The sequence below is a fragment of the Bacillus sp. N12A5 genome (genome assembly GCF_026790125.1).
Lineage (GTDB): Bacteria > Bacillota > Bacilli > Bacillales > Bacillaceae > Bacillus.
In genome coordinates this window covers 45,615-62,027 of record NZ_JALAMR010000001.1, presented here as the reverse complement: position 1 = coordinate 62,027, position 16,413 = coordinate 45,615, and the positions used below count along the sequence as shown (strand labels likewise).

The following is a 16,413-nucleotide window of genomic DNA, read 5'->3' as shown; positions in this document are numbered from 1 at the left end:
TCACACCCGTTCCCATACCGAACACGGAAGTTAAGCTCTTCAGCGCCGATGGTAGTCGGGGGTTTCCCCCTGTGAGAGTAGGACGCCGCCAAGCAAGGGTAAACCCAGCTCAATGAGCTGGGTTTTTTTGTTTTATATCTGCACTGATTTGTCTTCTTTCCTATCCATTTTATCGAGCTTTCTGCTTTTCAAGTTCTCTAATATTTTTAATACGAACACAATCCCCAGCATGATCAACATGAGAGTCGTAAATAACCAAAATGCAGTTTGGACGGGGAACTCATCTAGACTCCATCCGACTGCGATTGGCAGGATAGAACCGCCTAATCCATTAGCAGCAAGCAGCATGCTTGTCGTTTGTTCTGTTTTTCCAGGGTAGAATTGATTGGTGATAATTAAGGCAATGGCAAACATGCCAGCCATAAATAATCCTAAGAAGAAACAAAGAACAAAGCCTGCAAAAGCCATTTTACTGATTGCTAAAATACAAAGTGAAATGAGGCCGCCGATATTAATCAGCCTGAGATACCGATGATAGGTTAGTTTTTCGGAAACGGGTCCAGTCAGCAAACGGCCAATGATCATGCCGATCCAATATATTGTGACCGTTATGGTTGCTAAGGAGTTAGAGATATCCCACTTTTCAGCAAAGATGGAGGGGATAAAATGAACAATCGATACTTCACTGCCCCCATAAAAAAAGAAGTAAGCAGCTGCTAATGAAATAAACAGTAAGCCATGTTTTCGAAAACTGATAGGTGCTTGTTGTTTTCCATTGCCCGAGGTATCTGTTTGACGAATGAGCAAATCGTCTAGACTGCCAAAACTCATTCGGCTCCAAACGAGCATCAAAAGAAATGAACTTAACCCTAATACGAGAAAGGCCAGTGCCCAGACATTATTGCTGATTAAAAAACCAGAAAGCAACGGCATGAAAAGGGCTCCTAAACCATACGCTACTTCCATCTTACTCATGGCAATTGCTTGTTTTTCTTTAATTGCTGTTAGGATAATTGTTCCTACACAAGATTCTACGAGTCCGGCGCCAAGTCCAGCCATACAGACTAGAAGAAAGAGCAGCGGCCATGGTGGGAGAAAATAAAAAAACAACTCGCAGCTGATCATGGCTAATCCAATCACAACTACCTTTCTTCGCCCCATTCTCTTCACAGCATATGGCATACCCAGTACACCAATTAAAAACCCTATAAATTGCGAAAATACTAATACTCCGCCGTTACTATAGCTTTGTGAGTAATGGGAAAGCAATTCCGGCAAAACAGCTCCAAGTATAACAAGAGTAAAGGCGATCGATCCGTAAGATAAACATCCAATCCACAGTAAACGAGTTTTCATTCGTTAATCTCCTTTGATAAAAATAGTACTCCCCTAAAATTCACATGATCGGACTGGTAGAAAAAATAAGCTGTTTATTTTGTTTTTATATTTAATTTTTACAGTAAACCCATTTATTTCTATCATAACATATGGAGTTTGAATAGAAACCCTCAATGCAAACGTTAACAAATAGTTAACAATTTTTACTATTTATCTAGTTGACATTAATTTCTAGAATTTATACGATGATTAACGAGTTTTACATATTTTATTAAATAGGGGTGTTGATAGTGGGGACTAAAGAAATTACAAATCCAGACAGTTTGTATTACAAAGTGGATGACGTTGTCATGGAAAGAGGTGAAGGCATCTATTTGTACGATTCAGAGGGCAATGAGTATATTGATTGTGCCTCTGCAACTTTCAACTTGAATTTGGGTTATACCAATAAAGAAGTTATTGATACAGTCAAAGAACAGGCTGACCAGCTGATACACGTCACTTCTTCCTACCAAACCAACGCCGTTAATAAACTAGCTGAAAAACTTGTAGAAATCTCCCCCGACAATCTCACTAAAGTTCACCCTAAGGTTAGCAGCGGCTCTGCTGCGAATGAAGGAGCCATTAAAATGGCTCAGAACTATTCTGGAAAAACAGATGTCATTTCTTTATTCCGAAGCCATCTTGGCCAAACGTATATGATGTCTGCGTTATCCGGCAATTCTTTTCGAAGAGAGCCGTTCCCCCCTCAGTTTTCTTTTGGCCTGCAGGTGCCTGACCCCTATTGCAACCGTTGTTTTTACAATCAGAAGCCAGATTCATGCGGAATGCTTTGTGTAGAAAGAATAAATGATTTTATCGAATATGCGAGTAACGGGAAAATTGCCGCAATGATTATAGAACCGATCTCCGGTAATGGAGGAAACATCGTTCCGCCTAAGGAATACTTTAAGCAATTAAGAAAGCTCTGTGATGAGCATGATATCGCACTTATTTTTGATGAAATTCAAACCGGATTCGGCCGGACAGGCAAGATGTTTGCCGCTGATTACTTTGATGTAAAACCGAATATGATGACTGTCGCAAAAGGGTTGGGAGGCACTGGATTCCAGGTTGCCGCCACCCTTACAGAGGAAAAGTATATGGGATTAGCCGGACACAATCACTCATTTACTTATGGCTCAAATGTGATGGCTTCGGCAGCTGCATGTAAAACAATCGAAATCATGCAGCGTCCCGGCTTTTTAGAGAATGTAACCATTGTCGGGAATTATATTATGGATTCCTTAGAGCATATGAAGAAAGAGTTTACATTTATGGCTGACGTCAGAGGCGTAGGTTTGATGATCGGTGTTGAAATTGTAAAAGAGAATAATGAGCCTGATGTAGAGTTGACCAACTATATCGCGAAACGAGCTATGGATTATGGGTTAATTTTACGGACTTCCCGTTACGGATTCGGAAATGTATTTAAAATCCGTCCGCCTCTCACGATTACGCTTAGTGAGGCTGAGGTGCTTTGTTTCAAACTTCGTAAGCTATTGGAGGATATCAAGTGAAAGAATATATTATAGAACTTGGAAAATTTGTTTATGAAGAAGTAAAGGGACAGAAAGGAACACTGAAAAATCGATTAGTTAATGGGTATTCCCCTGGCGGTGATGCACAGTTTAACATTGATGCCGCTGCTGAAAACGCAGTGCTGGAATATGTGAAAAGCAAAGAGGAGTCAGTCGCGTTTTATACGGAAGATGGCGGTCTGAAGGTATTTGGAGACAATCCTCAATATATTTTGATCGTTGATCCGATTGACGGCACCCGTCCGGCAGCTGCAGGGCTTGAAATGTCTTGTATCTCTATCGCGTTGGCTGCTTACATGCCTGATGCAAAAATTAAGGATATTGAATTTGCTTTTCTGCTTGAGCTGAAAACGGGTGCCTATATGTACGCGGATGTTTATTCTGAGGGGATCTATTATGAAGGCTATCGCGGCACCCTGCCAAATCTGAGCAAAGTGGAAGACATTAAACATATGTTTTGGAGCCTTGAGTTTAATGGACATCCTGCGCACCTCATGATTGATGCGTACGGTCATTTGATTGATCAGTCAGCGAATAATGGCGGTGTATTTGTTTTCAATAGCGCTTCTTATTCAATCTCCAGAATTATTACAGGGCAGATGGATGCCTATGTTGATATCGGCAATCGTTTATTAAAAGACGATCCTGCGTTGCTGAAGGATTTTCAGGCTGTGGGGAATGGGCAGGTTCTGCATCTGTTCCCATATGATATTGCCGCAAGTGTGTTTTTGGCGAAAAAAGCAGGTGTTGTCATTACTGATGCATATGGAAAGTCCTTGGATGATACACTTCTGACGGATCTTAGCTACAATAACCAGCAGTCATGCATCGCTGCATCAACGAAGGAGCTGCATCAAAAGCTGCTGGATCAAATTCGCTGGGACAGAAAGGAAGAGACATATGAAAGCGTTAGTCTGGACTCCTAATGATCGGCTTGAAATGCAAGACGTAGAAGAACCTCAGATTAAAAAAATGAACGATGTGAAAGTAAGGATATACGGGACAGGCATCTGCGGAACGGATTTAAATGTTCTAAAAGGAAAGATGCATGCGACTCACAATATGATTCTAGGCCACGAATCGGTGGGAGTGGTGACAGAAACGGGGCCTGAAGTTAAAAACGTTAAGCCTGGTGATCGCGTGGTGATCGATCCGACTCAGTTTTGCGGAAAGTGTTATTATTGCAGGAAAGGTTTAACTTGTTATTGTGAAACGTTCGAAGACTGGCAGCTGGGATTGGGGGCACATGGCACATTTGCTGATTATTACGTGGGCGAGGACCGTTTTATGTATAAAATCCCGGACGAAATGGAATGGGAACGGGCTACTTTAATTGAGCCGCTTTCCTGTGTATTAAATGTGATTGAGCGGACTGCAATAAAGCTTGACGATTCTGTACTGGTATTAGGGTCAGGGCCGATTGGGCTGCTTGTGCAAATGATGGTGAAAAAACTCTCAAGGCTTACCGTCGCGACAGAGATTGGAGAGTACCGTTCAGAAGCGGCGCGCCGGATATCTGACTATGTTTATCACCCGCGGGATTTAACGGCAGATGAGGTCAGGCGGATTAACCAAGGAAGAACATTTGATGTGGTCTTTGACGCGATCGGCAATCAGCTTGATTGGGCATACCCGTTAATTGACAAGGGCGGAAGGCTTGTGCCCATGGGGTTTGACGATACGTATGAGATGAAAATCAAGCCTTTCCAGCTGCTTTCTAATGGCGTGACGATTGTTGGAACCGGAGAGGCACGCCAGATTATGGAGGATGCGGTATCATGTGCCGCGGACATGCCTCAGCTTTCTGAGTTGATTACGGAGAAAACCCCGCTTGAGAACTATGAGGCTGCCATTCAGGAATTGATGGGCATAGACCCGTTGTCAAATGAGAGAAAAGATATTGCCGCAGTTAAAACGATTCTTGTTTCTCATCCGGATATGATATAATCCGGCGAAATGGCTCAAACCTAGTTTGAGCCATTTTTTTCTTCAGCATTCATCTTGCGTATTTGAGAAAAATTTAATATGATACTCTTTGTATAATAACTCCTTGCCTCAATACAATACATTCAGCGTTTCCCCTTTTTCTTCGATCGTTTTCCTTTTCTTTTTCTCCCGTAGAATAAAAAAAGCTTCCAGTCCAACAGATATGGTGCGGATTTATTTTTTTAAAAGGAGTCGTTATATTTGAATAATCGTTTTACATTGAAACAGCAATGGTTCGGGAACATCCGAAAAGACATTCTTGCTGGCATTTTAGTTGCATTAGCCTTAATACCTGAAGCGATTGGCTTTTCTATTATAGCCGGTGTTGATCCGATGGTCGGTCTTTACGCATCATTTTGTATAGCCATTATTATTTCAATTTTTGGCGGCAGACCGGGCATGATTTCAGCCGCGACTGGTTCAATGGCGGTTGTGATGGTGTCGTTGGTCGCTGATTATGGGCTTCAGTATTTATTTGCGGCTACGATTTTGACAGGTGTTATTCAGGTGATTTTAGGTATCAGTAAAATTGCGAGATTAATGAAATTTATTCCTCGTTCTGTGATGATCGGGTTTGTGAATGCGCTGGCGATCCTTATCTTCTCTGCGCAGCTGCCACAGTTTGAAGGTGCTTCTTGGAGCATGTATGCGATGCTTGCCGGGTCGTTGGTTATTATTTATGTGCTGCCGAGGTTTACGACTGCGGTTCCGTCTCCGCTTGTCGCCATTATCGTGATGACAATTATTGCGGTCACTTTCCATGTGGATGTGCGGACAGTTGGGGATATGGGCAATATCTCTAGTTCATTGCCTCATTTCTTAATCCCAGATGTTCCGTTTACCTTTGAAACACTGCAAATCATTTTTCCTTATTCGATTGCTTTAGCGTTTGTCGGATTGCTTGAATCCTTGCTGACAGCACAGATTATTGATGAAATGACGGATACGGACAGTGACAAAAATAAAGAGAGCCGCGGACAAGGAATTGCAAATATCGTGACTGGGTTCTTTGGAGGTATGGCGGGCTGTGCGATGATCGGACAATCTGTCATTAATACAAAAGCAGGCGGACGCGGCCGTTTGTCAGCATTTGTTGCCGGTGCTTTTCTGATGTTTTTAATCGCGGTGTTAAGCCATGTTGTAGTGAAAATTCCGATGGCTGCGTTAGTGGCTGTAATGGTTATGGTGTCTGTCGGCACATTCGACTGGTCTTCTTTAAAAGGCCTCAAAAAAGCGCCGCTCACAGACTCGATTGTCATGGTTGTGACTGTGATAACGGTTGTTGTGACGGATGACTTATCTAAAGGCGTATTCGTCGGCGTTCTCTTAAGTGCCGTGTTTTTTGTAGCGAAAATCTCGAAGCTGAAAGTGGTTTCTCATGCAGAGGATCAAAAGCTGAGAACGTATCAAGTGAAGGGGCAAATCTTTTTTGCGTCAGTGACAGAGCTTATGAATGCGTTTCTTTATCAAGAGGACATTGAGCGGGTCGTGATTGATTTAACTGAAGCTCACGTTTGGGATGATTCAGGAGCGGCTGCGCTTGATAAGATTGTTGCGAAGTTTAAAGAACAGGGCATTGAAGCTGAATTAAAAGGTTTGAACAATGCAAGTAAAGCCCTTATGAAACAGATGGCATAAAATAGGGAAGCCCAGTTCAAGAGAACTGGGCTTTTTTATATAACATACGGTTGAACAGCATTGATATAATAGAGAAAAGAGAAATTGAAAATAGGGGACTTGCATATGATGCTTCAGAAGCTGAACCGTGTATTGGGGAGAGTTATGCCGCTTTTAACGCCGACGAGTGTGGTGCTGGGCGTGCTGCTGTCTCAGTTTTTAAATGGGTATGAAAGCGCCGTGCCTTGGATCTTTGCTTTTATTACGTTTGCAGGCAGTTTGAGCGCTAACTTTCAATCTTTGAGACACGCATTGTCTCATCCTCTTCCTATGATTCTTGCACTATTCGTTCTTCATATTTTTATGCCGCTTTTTGCTTGGGGCAGCGGCCATCTTATTTTTAAAGGCGATCCTTTGACAATCACCGGCTTAACATTGGCTGTTGTGATTCCTACGGGGATTACAAGCTTGATTTGGGCAGCGATGTACAAAGGGAATGTCGGTTTGACGCTTTCGATTATCCTGGTTGATACGGTGTTGTCTCCGCTAATCGTCCCGCTGAGCCTTTCATTGCTGGCCGGTGCTCAGGTTCATATGGATGTGTGGGGCATGATGAAGGGGCTGATTGTGATGGTCGTGATTCCGTCTTTCCTGGGCATGCTGTTTAATCAGCTGTCAACTCCAGAAAGAACGGCATCTGTGAGCAGTGCGCTGTCTCCTTTTTCAAAGCTTTGCTTAATGGCAGTGATTGCGATTAACAGTTCAGCGATTGCCCCTTATTTCAAAGCGGTTGATTTGAGATTTGTAGGTATAGCTGTGACGGTTTTCTTTATTGCGTTAACAGGCTATGCCGCTGCTTGGCTGATCGGAAAAATGATGAAAAGGCGCCAAGAGGAAATTGTCTCTCTCATTTTTACGGGCGGCATGAGAAATATCAGTGCCGGCGCAGTTCTTGCCGTTACGTTCTTTCCGTCTCAGGTTGCCGTTCCCGTTGTCATTGGTATGCTGTTTCAACAGATACTGGCTGCTTTGTTTGGCTATATGCTGAATCGCTTTGAATTAAAACCTGTATTGCAGAAAGCATGAAAAAAACCGCTCATAGGGTTGAGCGGTTTTTTCCGTATAGCCATTCGAGCGCGCTGATGAACTGTTGGCAGAAGTGCTTGCGATGGTGTACCGCCCCTTTTTCAATTGAAAAACACAGCTGGTCTTCGGTGAAGCCTTTTTCTTTTAGACTTAGATGCACTTGCTTTGTATTCTGCAGCATATGCCGCTGAAAGGATTGTTTTCCACGGCCTTCTTCACTCCCGACAGACATAAAAACACGTGCAGTGCCGGGCTTAAAGGAAGATAAATGAATGGCTTCCACTGCGTTTTCGTACCAGTATGAACCTGAAATAGAGCCTATTCTTCCAAACACTGACGGATACTTTAATAAGGCGAACATGGAGATAAGGCCGCCTAATGAGGCGCCGATCATTCCTCTTGATTGCGGTTCTCTGGTGACGTTCCAGTTTTCTTCGATAAACGGAATGAAACGGTTTGTTATGTCAGACAGATAGTCATATCCCATGCCACCGAAGTCCGGGAACCGATCATTGAGTGATGCAGCTGGCCAAGGAGATATTCATCCATCCGGTTTTCGGATTCGATACCGATCAGCACGAGTTCAGGCAGCCTTCGCTTTTGAAATGTGCTTTCTAATAATTCAATTTGGTCTTGAAACAAAGAACTGCCATCCTGCACGTAAACTGCAGGAAATCTCCTGCTGTTTGGGCTGTAGGAAGGAGGGAGGTACAGCGTGAACCTCCTGTTGCCGGCTTGATGCTCTGAAAGAAATCCGTTCAAGCATTCTCCCCCTTTTTTTGCCTGAAAAGCAGATATAAGAAATAAGGGACGCCGAGGATCGCCAAAATGATGCCTGCGGGCACTTCTGCGGGCTGGAAAAACAGTTTTCCGGCAAAGTCTGCGCTTATCACAAGCAGCATGCCGATTAAACCGCTCAGTGGCAGGATGTAGCGGTGTTCGACACCAGCCATTCTCCGTGAAATATGGGGAGCAATTAAGCCGACAAACGCCATGCTTCCCGCTACGGAGACACAGGCGCTGATGATTGCTACACAGGCGACAAGCAGGATGGTTTTTTCTTTATTTGATGAAATACCAAGGCTTCTGACTGTGTCTTCATCAAAACGAATGGTATCGAGCAAGCGGGACTTGGCGAAAAGAATAGGTATAAACAGCAGCATCCATGGGAGAACGGCTGTGATATACGTCCAGTTGGCAGACCAGATGCTTCCGTTTTTCCACACCATGGCCATTTGATAGTCTTGCGGATCCATTTTTAAAGATAAAAACAACGACAGGGCGCTGAATCCTGAATTAATCGCGATTCCTACCAGAATAATTCTTCCTGAATCTAAATTGCCTCTGTGCCAAGCAAATATGTAAATCAGAAGCGCTGCAATCAGTCCGCCTATTAATCCGAAGAACGGCATTCCCATCGCTGCAGCTATAGATGTCACTTCCTTTTGGCCTTGGAATAAGAGCATAAACGCCACAATTCCGGCTCCCGCCCCTGCATTGATTCCGAGAATTCCCGGGTCTGCAAGCCCGTTTCTTGTGATGGCTTGGATGACGGCGCCTGCAATGCCAAGACCAAGTCCGATAATAGCTGCCATGACAACCCGCGGCAGTCTTAAATCGAACAGCAAAATTTCATACTGCGGATTCGGATCGATCTGAAAAAGAGTGGAGAGCAGCTCAGCCGGATGAACAGAAAAGGATCCGCTCGTCAAGCTGAAATAGCTGACAACGAGAATCAAAGCAATAAATACGGCATATTTTTTAGCCATTTTGCTCCCCTCCTTTTCGTTTAATCAAATAAAGGAAGAAAGGCACCCCGATAATGGATGTCACGACTTCAATCGGTGTTTCAAACGGATAATTGATAAATCTGCTTGCGAGATCACACAGGGTTAAAAAAATGCCGCCTAAGATGCAGGAACACGGAATCAGCCTGCTGTAATCAGAGCCAACGAGAAATCTCGTGATATGCGGAACAACCAGTCCGACAAACGCAATTTTTCCGGCTAGCGCTACTGCACTGCCGGTCAAAATAATGACTGAAAGCATCGCCATGATTTTAATGGTTTTTTTCTTTTGCCCCAGACTTTTAGAAATGTCGTCGCCTAATGATACAGCGGTCACCTTTTTACTAAGAGAAATGGCCATTATAATGCCAATCAGGAAAAAAGGAGCGGCAAGCTTCAGGAAGTCCGGGCTCATTTGATGAAGTCTGGCGCTGTACCAGAAACTGAGATCCTGTGAAATTTGAAAATATATCGACATGGCCGCTGATAAACTGCTGAGCAGCATGCTTGTGACTGTACCGATGATGGCAAGCTGAACGGGGGTAAACCCGTTAGGCATCATGGCGGCAAGGCTGAATACTAACGCAGCCCCCAAGGCTGAGCCGATAAAAGAGTAAACGATCATTTCAAACGAAGACGATTGCGGGAGCAGAACCATACAAAGCGTAATGATAAACGCGGAACCATCTGAAACACCCATAATGGAGGGCGAAGCTAAATAATTGCGCGTAATGCCTTGCATAAGCGCTCCAGAAACAGCAAGGGCTGCCCCTATGAGCAGAGCGCCGGCAGCCCTTGGAATCCGGGAATGCCATATAATTTGATGGTCTGTGTTTCCCGGATCGAAATGAATAAGAGATGTAAAAACAATATCTGTGCTTAGATGCTTTGCGCCATATAGGATTGAAAGCAGCAGCGACAGTGCAATAGCAAATGGAGAAGTAATCAATATGATACGTGTCCACTGTTTTGAATACATACAAAAACCTACTCTGAATTAGTTTTGTGTCAATTTTTCAGTTGCCGCTTTCAGGAAGCGGACTTTGCTCCAAGCTGTGCCGCCTTGTGCAAGAGGATCCACTGAGTTGACGTACACATGATCTTCTTTGACTGCTTTCAGGCTTTTCCAGATTGGGTTTTTCTCTAAATCTTTTAAGGCATCAGGTTTGTCTGCATTTTCATCATCAGAAAATTGGACGAAGATATGGTCCGGATTCATTTCACTTAGCTTTTCTAACGAAATCAGCTCTTGTGCTTTTGCAGCTTTTACTTCGTCCGGCGCTTTAAGGCCTAAATCACCATAAAGTGTGGAGTTGAAGTACACCTGTTCAGGATAAATGTAAATGTTGCCTTGTCTGATTCTGATGACAAGCGCTTTTGAATCTTTTGCTTTTTCATTGATTTTTGTTTTTGTTTCTTTTAGATCCTGTTCATAGTCTGCAATAATTTTCTTTGCTTTTTTCTCTTTTCCAGTCAGCTGGGCAAGCAGCATCATGTTTTCCTTCCAGTTTGAAGAAATATGAGAAACAGGGATCGTTGTGCCGGCCGTGCTTATTTTTTGCAGTGTTTTTTCTGGGAACTTTGTGGAAGCAAGGATGACGTCTGGCTTCATTTCAAGAATCTTTTCAATGTTTGGCTCCATTTTTTCTCCGGTTGGTTCTGCTTTATCAGTGATGTCTTTGAACATATCAGGGAATTTGCCGGAGAATGAAATCGCGCCTTGGGGATGAACGTCTAGCAATTTCGCGTCTTCCATTGATTCAACGCTTCCCGTAATGGCAATTTTGTCTGTCGGTACAGTTACTTCATATGTTTTATCAAGGTATTCAATTTTCTTCTTCTCAGATGCCGTGCCGCTTGCCTTGCTGGCAGTTGATTCGTTTTTGCTGCCGCAAGCTGCCGCCGTCAGCGCGAGAAGCAAGATTAATAAGGTAAGAGATATCTTTTTCATCTATAGAGCCTCCTGTTCAATTGATAACTATTATCAATTGGAATTATAGAGAATGAACAGGTATAACACCATGGACAAATTCCATATTTATCATGGACTATCGCCGGATAGTAAAGAAATGGTTTGCTGGACAATCCGTTCGTGCCCGCAAGCCGAGTATTCATTCCACGGGTCAAAGGATAGAAGATATACACGGTTATTCCGCACCGCGCTTAGGTTTTGCCATACTTCCGTCTGCTGCAATTGCTGGTAATAAGCAATGGTTTCAGGCTCTTTAAATAGAAAAAGCATCATGCAGTCAGCTTGGCAATTTGCGATATTTTCTAACGAAATCGCTTGCTCTGAAGGCGTGGCTGCCATTTTTGCCGAGCGAAATCCTAAATCTCCAAAAAAGACTTCGCGGACGCTTCGATTATGTGCCAAATAGAAGTTATGCTTATGCAGCCTTAAAAAGAGAAAACGCAGCCCTTCGGCGCGCTGAAGTGTTTTTTTGGCGGCCGCCGTCTGCTGGTCATAAGCCGCGAGCCACTTTTCTGCTTCGGTCTCTTCCTCTAAGAATGAAGCTGTTTGCATAAAGTGGGTTCTCCAGCTTTTTTCTGAAGGAAGATAAATAACTTCTGCGATGCGATTCAGGTGACTTTGTTCTTCCTGAGAAATCGTATCCATGCTGAAAATGACATCTGGTTCAGCCTGCGATAACGTATTCAGGTTTTCTTCCCATTTTTCATTAAACCGGTATGCGCTGAGCTGGACGGGGATATCTGTCGAATAATGCCGATAGTAGTAAGATGTCCATTTTGGGTGCAGCGCGGCCGCAAACGGTATGTGATGAAGAGGGATAAGGTGGCCCATTGTGCCCTTTCCATATGCGGCAATTTTTTTTCGGCGTTTTTTCATATAGCTTGTAGGTGAACAGCCTGTATGTTTTTTAAAGATTCTGCTGAAATAAAATTCATCTTGATAGCCGGTTTGATGAGCGATTTCTTTTAATTTGCAGTTTGATCTTGCCATGAGCCGCTTTGCTTTGGTAATTCGCGTATTTGTGATAAATTCCGTTACACTCTGACCTGTCCATTTTTTAAAGGTCTCGCTGTAGTGTTTGGCGCTGATCCCTGCCATTTGTGAAAGCTGGGCAAGTGTAATCTTTTTATCGGAATGAGTTTCGATATATTGTTTTGTTTTTTCGATTGCTGAATGTGTATCCGTCTGGTCAGATAAACTGGCAGTGAAGAGGTCATAAATCAGGCTTTGTACTTCGATTACACATTTTAGCTGAGAAAACTGTGACGACTCATTCCATAGGGTCACAAGCTCTTGAAGCCGTGTCGCGAGGTTTTCGATATGTGACACATTCACAAGCTTCAGTTTGGCTAACTCCGTTTCTGTACATGGTGTTAAGACATCTTGTCCGGTTTCCTTGATATAGCTTTGAAGCCTGATGAGACAGGCATCTATATGTCCTTCGGATGAAGACGTAAAGCCGAAGGTCTCGTTCGGCGGACAAACATAAAGTGTCTTTTTTTGCAGAGGGCTGATGGTTGTTCCGATCGAAATATGGCCATTTCCTTTTAAATGAAAGATCAGCACATATGAATCGGTTAATTGCTGTTCTGAGAAGAGATCACTTGTTTTTTTCAGATATTCAATTTGTATGGGATGATAAATCACTGTATTTTGCAAGAGTAGACCACCTTTTCAGAAACATTCAATTGATAATCATTTTCAATAAGATTGTACCAAATAAATGAAGGTTTTCCTATATAAAGAGGGTGGGTTTTTGTCATGAAAAGAACCCTTACTCAGATGTGAAAGTAAGGGTCTTTTGTTCGGTAAGAGTATGTTACACGTGTAACATACGATGCTTACGTCTTAATAGATCAGATATTTTTTTCTAGTTTTGCTGAATTGTTGGAGTGGTTTTTCATAGCTGCCTATGATGTCTTCAATAGAAGCGCCGTTTTCTATTTTTGTCCTGATCCAGCCGTTGCCTGCCAGTTTATCAAATGAACCTGTTGATAGGAACTCAAAATGTTTAGGATAGAGGTCGTGTATTGTTTTAATGAGTGACAGTCCTGTTTTTACCGCTTCAAACTTTTCTCTGTCTGTCACATAGAGATGCACACCGTGGCAAAGCGTTCCTTGATGTTTAGAAAATGTCGGTGTAAAGGAAGCCGCCCTGAATGTCACGCCCGGCAGTTTAAGGCTGTTTAATGTTTCTTCAAGTTCTGTACTTTTGATAAAGGGAGCCCCAATCAACTCGAATGGTTTTGTCGTTCCTCGTCCTTCGGATATATTCGTTCCTTCAATCAGCCCGGTTGCAGGATAAACAAATGTGCTCTCCACCGTCGGCATGTTCGGTGACGGGAGGACGAAAGGCAGTCTGGTGTCGCCAAAATCCATTTTTCGTTTCCAGTGCTTCATTTTCACCACTGTCAGATCGGCTTTGATGCCAAATTCCTTGTTGAACAGTAAAGCCAATTCGCCTATAGTCATTCCATGCTTTAACGGAATCGGATACAGTCCGACAAATGAGGCGTACTCAGGCTCTAAGACTGGTCCTTCAACATGTGTCCCGCCTTGAGGGTTCGGGCGGTCCAGCACCATAAATGGAATGCCGTTTTCTTTAGCGGCTTCCATTGCATATGCCATTGTATAAATGTATGTGTAGTAACGAGTCCCGACATCCTGAATATCAAATATCAGAACATCGACATTTTTCAGCATCTCCGGAGTCGGTTTCTTTGTTTTTCCGTAGAGGCTGTATACGGGAATCCCGGTTTTTTCATCAATGTAAGAGCCGACTTCGTCTCCCGCCTGAGCGTCGCCGCGAACGCCATGCTCAGGGCCGAATAAAGCTGTCAATTTGATATCAGGGTTCTCGTAAAGAATATCGACACTGCTTTTTAGAGATGCGTTTACTCCGGTTGGATTGGTGATCAATCCGATTCGTTTTCCCTTTAGCTGTTTTTTATAATCCTGTAAAAGCGTGTCTATGCCGGTCTGGACTTTAGGTTTTTTGGCTGTTTTGTTCTTGTCATCGGGTGATGCTGAGGCAGCTGTTATCGTTCCGAATATCATGAGCCCTGTGAGAAAAGCAAATATTGTTTTTCTCATGTGTCCCCTCCTTATTTTAAAGCCGTTTTCCCGTTTTGATATTTAATCCGTAGCCAAATGGATAAAGGATGTCTCCCGGTTTCGTGACTGACGGAATGTCAACTGGAAGTGTGCCTTTAGGTTTTGCCTGGCCGAATATCGCCATAACTCCGGCAGGAATATTGGGTTGAAGATAACGGCCATTCGCGTATCCTTTAAAGCCGTAGACAGCAATGAGTGCCTTCGCTTCTTCAAAATTGGCGGCATCATATGGGTTGCGCAGGCTCATTAAGACAAATGGTTTGTTGTGCTGCTGCGCGGCTTTCATCACAGCTCTCGGAAATACGGTGGCCCATTTGCTTGAATCTGATATGGTGTCGTCGATGACACCGTCGTTGACGACAGGATCGTTTTTCACGACGTAGGAGCCGGTAATGATATAATCAGCCTCTTTTACTTGTCTTTCATGCTCGGCATTAAATACTTGGTTGGCAAAATTCATTTTGCTGAGAGACACGTGTTTGATTTTCTTTCGCTTGATGAGATCGCGAATGGTTTGTTCAATCGAAGCAGTTTGTTCTTCGTAAGGCGCGGCAATTAAGATTCGGCTGCCTTTTTTAGGCTTGAACGGCAGAGTGTGCTGTTCATTTTTTAATACAGTCACTGCTTTTTCAGCTATTTTTTTCTCCGTCTTTAAGTGATGCTTGCTTCCTACGATTTTCTGGGCTTTGGCTATTTTTTCTTTTAAGCTGTCGTCGTTTTGAGCCGGATATATACCGCGTTTTATTTTCAGGGAAATGATTCGTTCAACTGATTTGTTGATTTGATGTTCAGGAATGTCTCCATTTTTCACGGCTTCTTTCAATGCTTGAAGAACACGTGCGAATTTCTGTTCTTCTTTCAATGAAGTAACTGAGGCCGGCATTAATGCAATATCGACGCCGGCTTTTATGGCCATGACCACAGCCTCTTCCTGGCCGAAATGATCAGCGATTGCCTTCATATTGAGAGCATCGGTAACGATGACGCCGTGAAAGCCCATTTCTTGGCGAAGAAGTCCTGTCATCACTTTTTTCGAAAGTGTAGCCGGAACCAGAATGTCCGATCCATCGAGTTTGCTTTTGTATGTGGTATCGTCAAAGGCAGGAAATTGGACGTGTGCTGTCATCACCATATCAGCACCGGCATCGATTGCTCTTTGAAAAGGATAGAGCTCGACCTCACGAAGCCGTTCTTGATTATGGGAGACGAGCGGCAATCCGTAATGGCTGTCAACGTCCGTGTCTCCATGTCCCGGGAAATGTTTGAGAGCAGAGGCAATATCCTGCCGCTGCAATCCCTTCATCGTATATAAACCGAGTCGTGCTGTCAGTTCCCGATTGGAGCTGAAGGAACGCACGCCAATTACTGGATTATCAGGATTATTATTAATGTCCATGACAGGGCTGAAATCTGTATTAATGCCTAAGGCAGAAAGCTCCTTCCCAATGAGGGTGCCGGTCTGATAGGCGTTGATTCTGCTTCTGGCTGCGCCCAGCGCCATATTCCCTGGGAAATTAGTGCCCTCCCCTAATCTCGTTACGATGCCGCCTTCCTGGTCAATGCTCAGAATCAACGGAATTTTAGGGCTTGCCTTTTGGTAAGCGTCTGTCAGCTGTACAGTTTGTTTTGTTGTTTTTACATTTTCTGCAAAAAGGATGACCCCACCGAATTGATATTTCTTGATGAGGCCGGCGACTTCCTCATTCATTTCTGTAAAGGCTTGCGGAGAGGACTGGCCTTCCTTTTGCCAGTTTCTGAAATCCGGCATCAGCATCTGGCCGAGTTTCTCATCTAACGTCATGCGATTGACAATCTGCTTGGCGTCAGATAAGCCGCTGGATGAAGCGGCTTTTGTCTGACTGGCGCCGAAAAAACATGAAAGAAAGAGGACGGCTGAAAGGATAAGCGGAAAGACTGGTTTCATGGAAATTCC

At 43.7% G+C, this 16,413-nt stretch carries 12 protein-coding genes, 1 rRNA gene and 1 pseudogene; 6 read left to right on the top strand and 8 right to left on the bottom strand.

Annotation, left to right across the window (positions count from 1 at the left end; translation table 11 throughout):
• A 5S ribosomal RNA gene (rrf, locus tag MOC09_RS00320) occupies positions 1-94 on the top strand; the annotation flags it as partial.
• A gap of 38 nt (positions 95-132) precedes the next feature.
• Here the strand turns inward: rrf and MOC09_RS00315 are convergent.
• Complete coding sequence (locus tag MOC09_RS00315; protein WP_268369218.1) at positions 133-1,356, bottom strand: MFS transporter; 1,224 nt, start codon at positions 1,354-1,356, stop codon at positions 133-135.
• Positions 1,357-1,628: 272 nt separating this feature from the next.
• On the opposite strand from MOC09_RS00315, the gene MOC09_RS00310 reads away from it, so the two are divergent.
• The 5 genes from MOC09_RS00310 (at position 1,629) to MOC09_RS00290 (ending at position 7,607) form a co-directional block, all read left to right on the top strand.
• Positions 1,629-2,897: an aspartate aminotransferase family protein gene (locus MOC09_RS00310; protein ID WP_222143427.1), complete on the top strand. Its 1,269-nt coding sequence runs from the start codon at positions 1,629-1,631 to the stop codon at positions 2,895-2,897.
• Positions 2,894-3,844 carry an inositol monophosphatase family protein gene (locus tag MOC09_RS00305; RefSeq protein WP_268358449.1) on the top strand — a complete coding sequence of 317 codons (951 nt, stop codon included), beginning with the start codon at positions 2,894-2,896 and terminating at the stop codon, positions 3,842-3,844. Before MOC09_RS00310 ends, MOC09_RS00305 begins: the two co-directional genes overlap by 4 nt.
• Positions 3,819-4,865 carry an alcohol dehydrogenase catalytic domain-containing protein gene (locus MOC09_RS00300; protein ID WP_268369217.1) on the top strand — a complete coding sequence of 349 codons (1,047 nt, stop codon included), beginning with the start codon at positions 3,819-3,821 and terminating at the stop codon, positions 4,863-4,865. Before MOC09_RS00305 ends, MOC09_RS00300 begins: the two co-directional genes overlap by 26 nt.
• A 240-nt stretch (positions 4,866-5,105) precedes the next feature.
• Entirely contained in the window at positions 5,106-6,542 is a 1,437-nt protein-coding gene (locus MOC09_RS00295) for a SulP family inorganic anion transporter (RefSeq protein WP_268358452.1), read from the top strand.
• Between the two features lie 144 nt (positions 6,543-6,686).
• Positions 6,687-7,607, top strand: coding sequence for a bile acid:sodium symporter family protein (locus MOC09_RS00290; RefSeq protein WP_268369220.1), 921 nt, complete (start codon positions 6,687-6,689; stop codon positions 7,605-7,607).
• Between the two features lie 10 nt (positions 7,608-7,617).
• On the opposite strand, the pseudogene MOC09_RS00285 reads toward MOC09_RS00290, so the two are convergent.
• The 7 genes and pseudogenes from MOC09_RS00285 to MOC09_RS00255 form a co-directional block, all read right to left on the bottom strand.
• Positions 7,618-8,369 (bottom strand): annotated as a pseudogene (locus MOC09_RS00285) (alpha/beta hydrolase).
• Complete coding sequence (feuC, locus tag MOC09_RS00280) at positions 8,366-9,376, bottom strand: iron ABC transporter permease FeuC (RefSeq protein WP_268369216.1); 1,011 nt, start codon at positions 9,374-9,376, stop codon at positions 8,366-8,368. The pseudogene MOC09_RS00285 and the gene feuC overlap by 4 nt, the downstream one beginning before the upstream one ends.
• The gene (locus MOC09_RS00275; RefSeq protein WP_268358457.1) at positions 9,369-10,373 is read right to left on the bottom strand and encodes a FecCD family ABC transporter permease; all 1,005 of its coding nucleotides are present in this window, start codon (positions 10,371-10,373) and stop codon (positions 9,369-9,371) included. The genes feuC and MOC09_RS00275 overlap by 8 nt, the downstream gene beginning before the upstream one ends.
• An 18-nt stretch (positions 10,374-10,391) precedes the next feature.
• Positions 10,392-11,345: an iron ABC transporter substrate-binding protein FeuA gene (gene feuA / locus MOC09_RS00270; RefSeq protein WP_268358458.1), complete on the bottom strand. Its 954-nt coding sequence runs from the start codon at positions 11,343-11,345 to the stop codon at positions 10,392-10,394.
• Positions 11,346-11,435: 90 nt separating this feature from the next.
• Positions 11,436-13,025 (bottom strand): AraC family transcriptional regulator, encoded by a 1,590-nt coding sequence (locus MOC09_RS00265; protein WP_268369215.1) that lies wholly within the window; start codon positions 13,023-13,025, stop codon positions 11,436-11,438.
• 189 nt (positions 13,026-13,214) lie between these two features.
• Complete coding sequence (locus tag MOC09_RS00260) at positions 13,215-14,459, bottom strand: exo-beta-N-acetylmuramidase NamZ domain-containing protein (protein ID WP_268369214.1); 1,245 nt, start codon at positions 14,457-14,459, stop codon at positions 13,215-13,217.
• Between the two features lie 16 nt (positions 14,460-14,475).
• On the bottom strand, positions 14,476-16,404 hold the full coding sequence (locus MOC09_RS00255) for a glycoside hydrolase family 3 protein (RefSeq protein ID WP_268369213.1): 1,929 nt from the start codon (positions 16,402-16,404) through the stop codon (positions 14,476-14,478).
• Between the last annotated feature and the right edge of the window lie 9 nt (positions 16,405-16,413).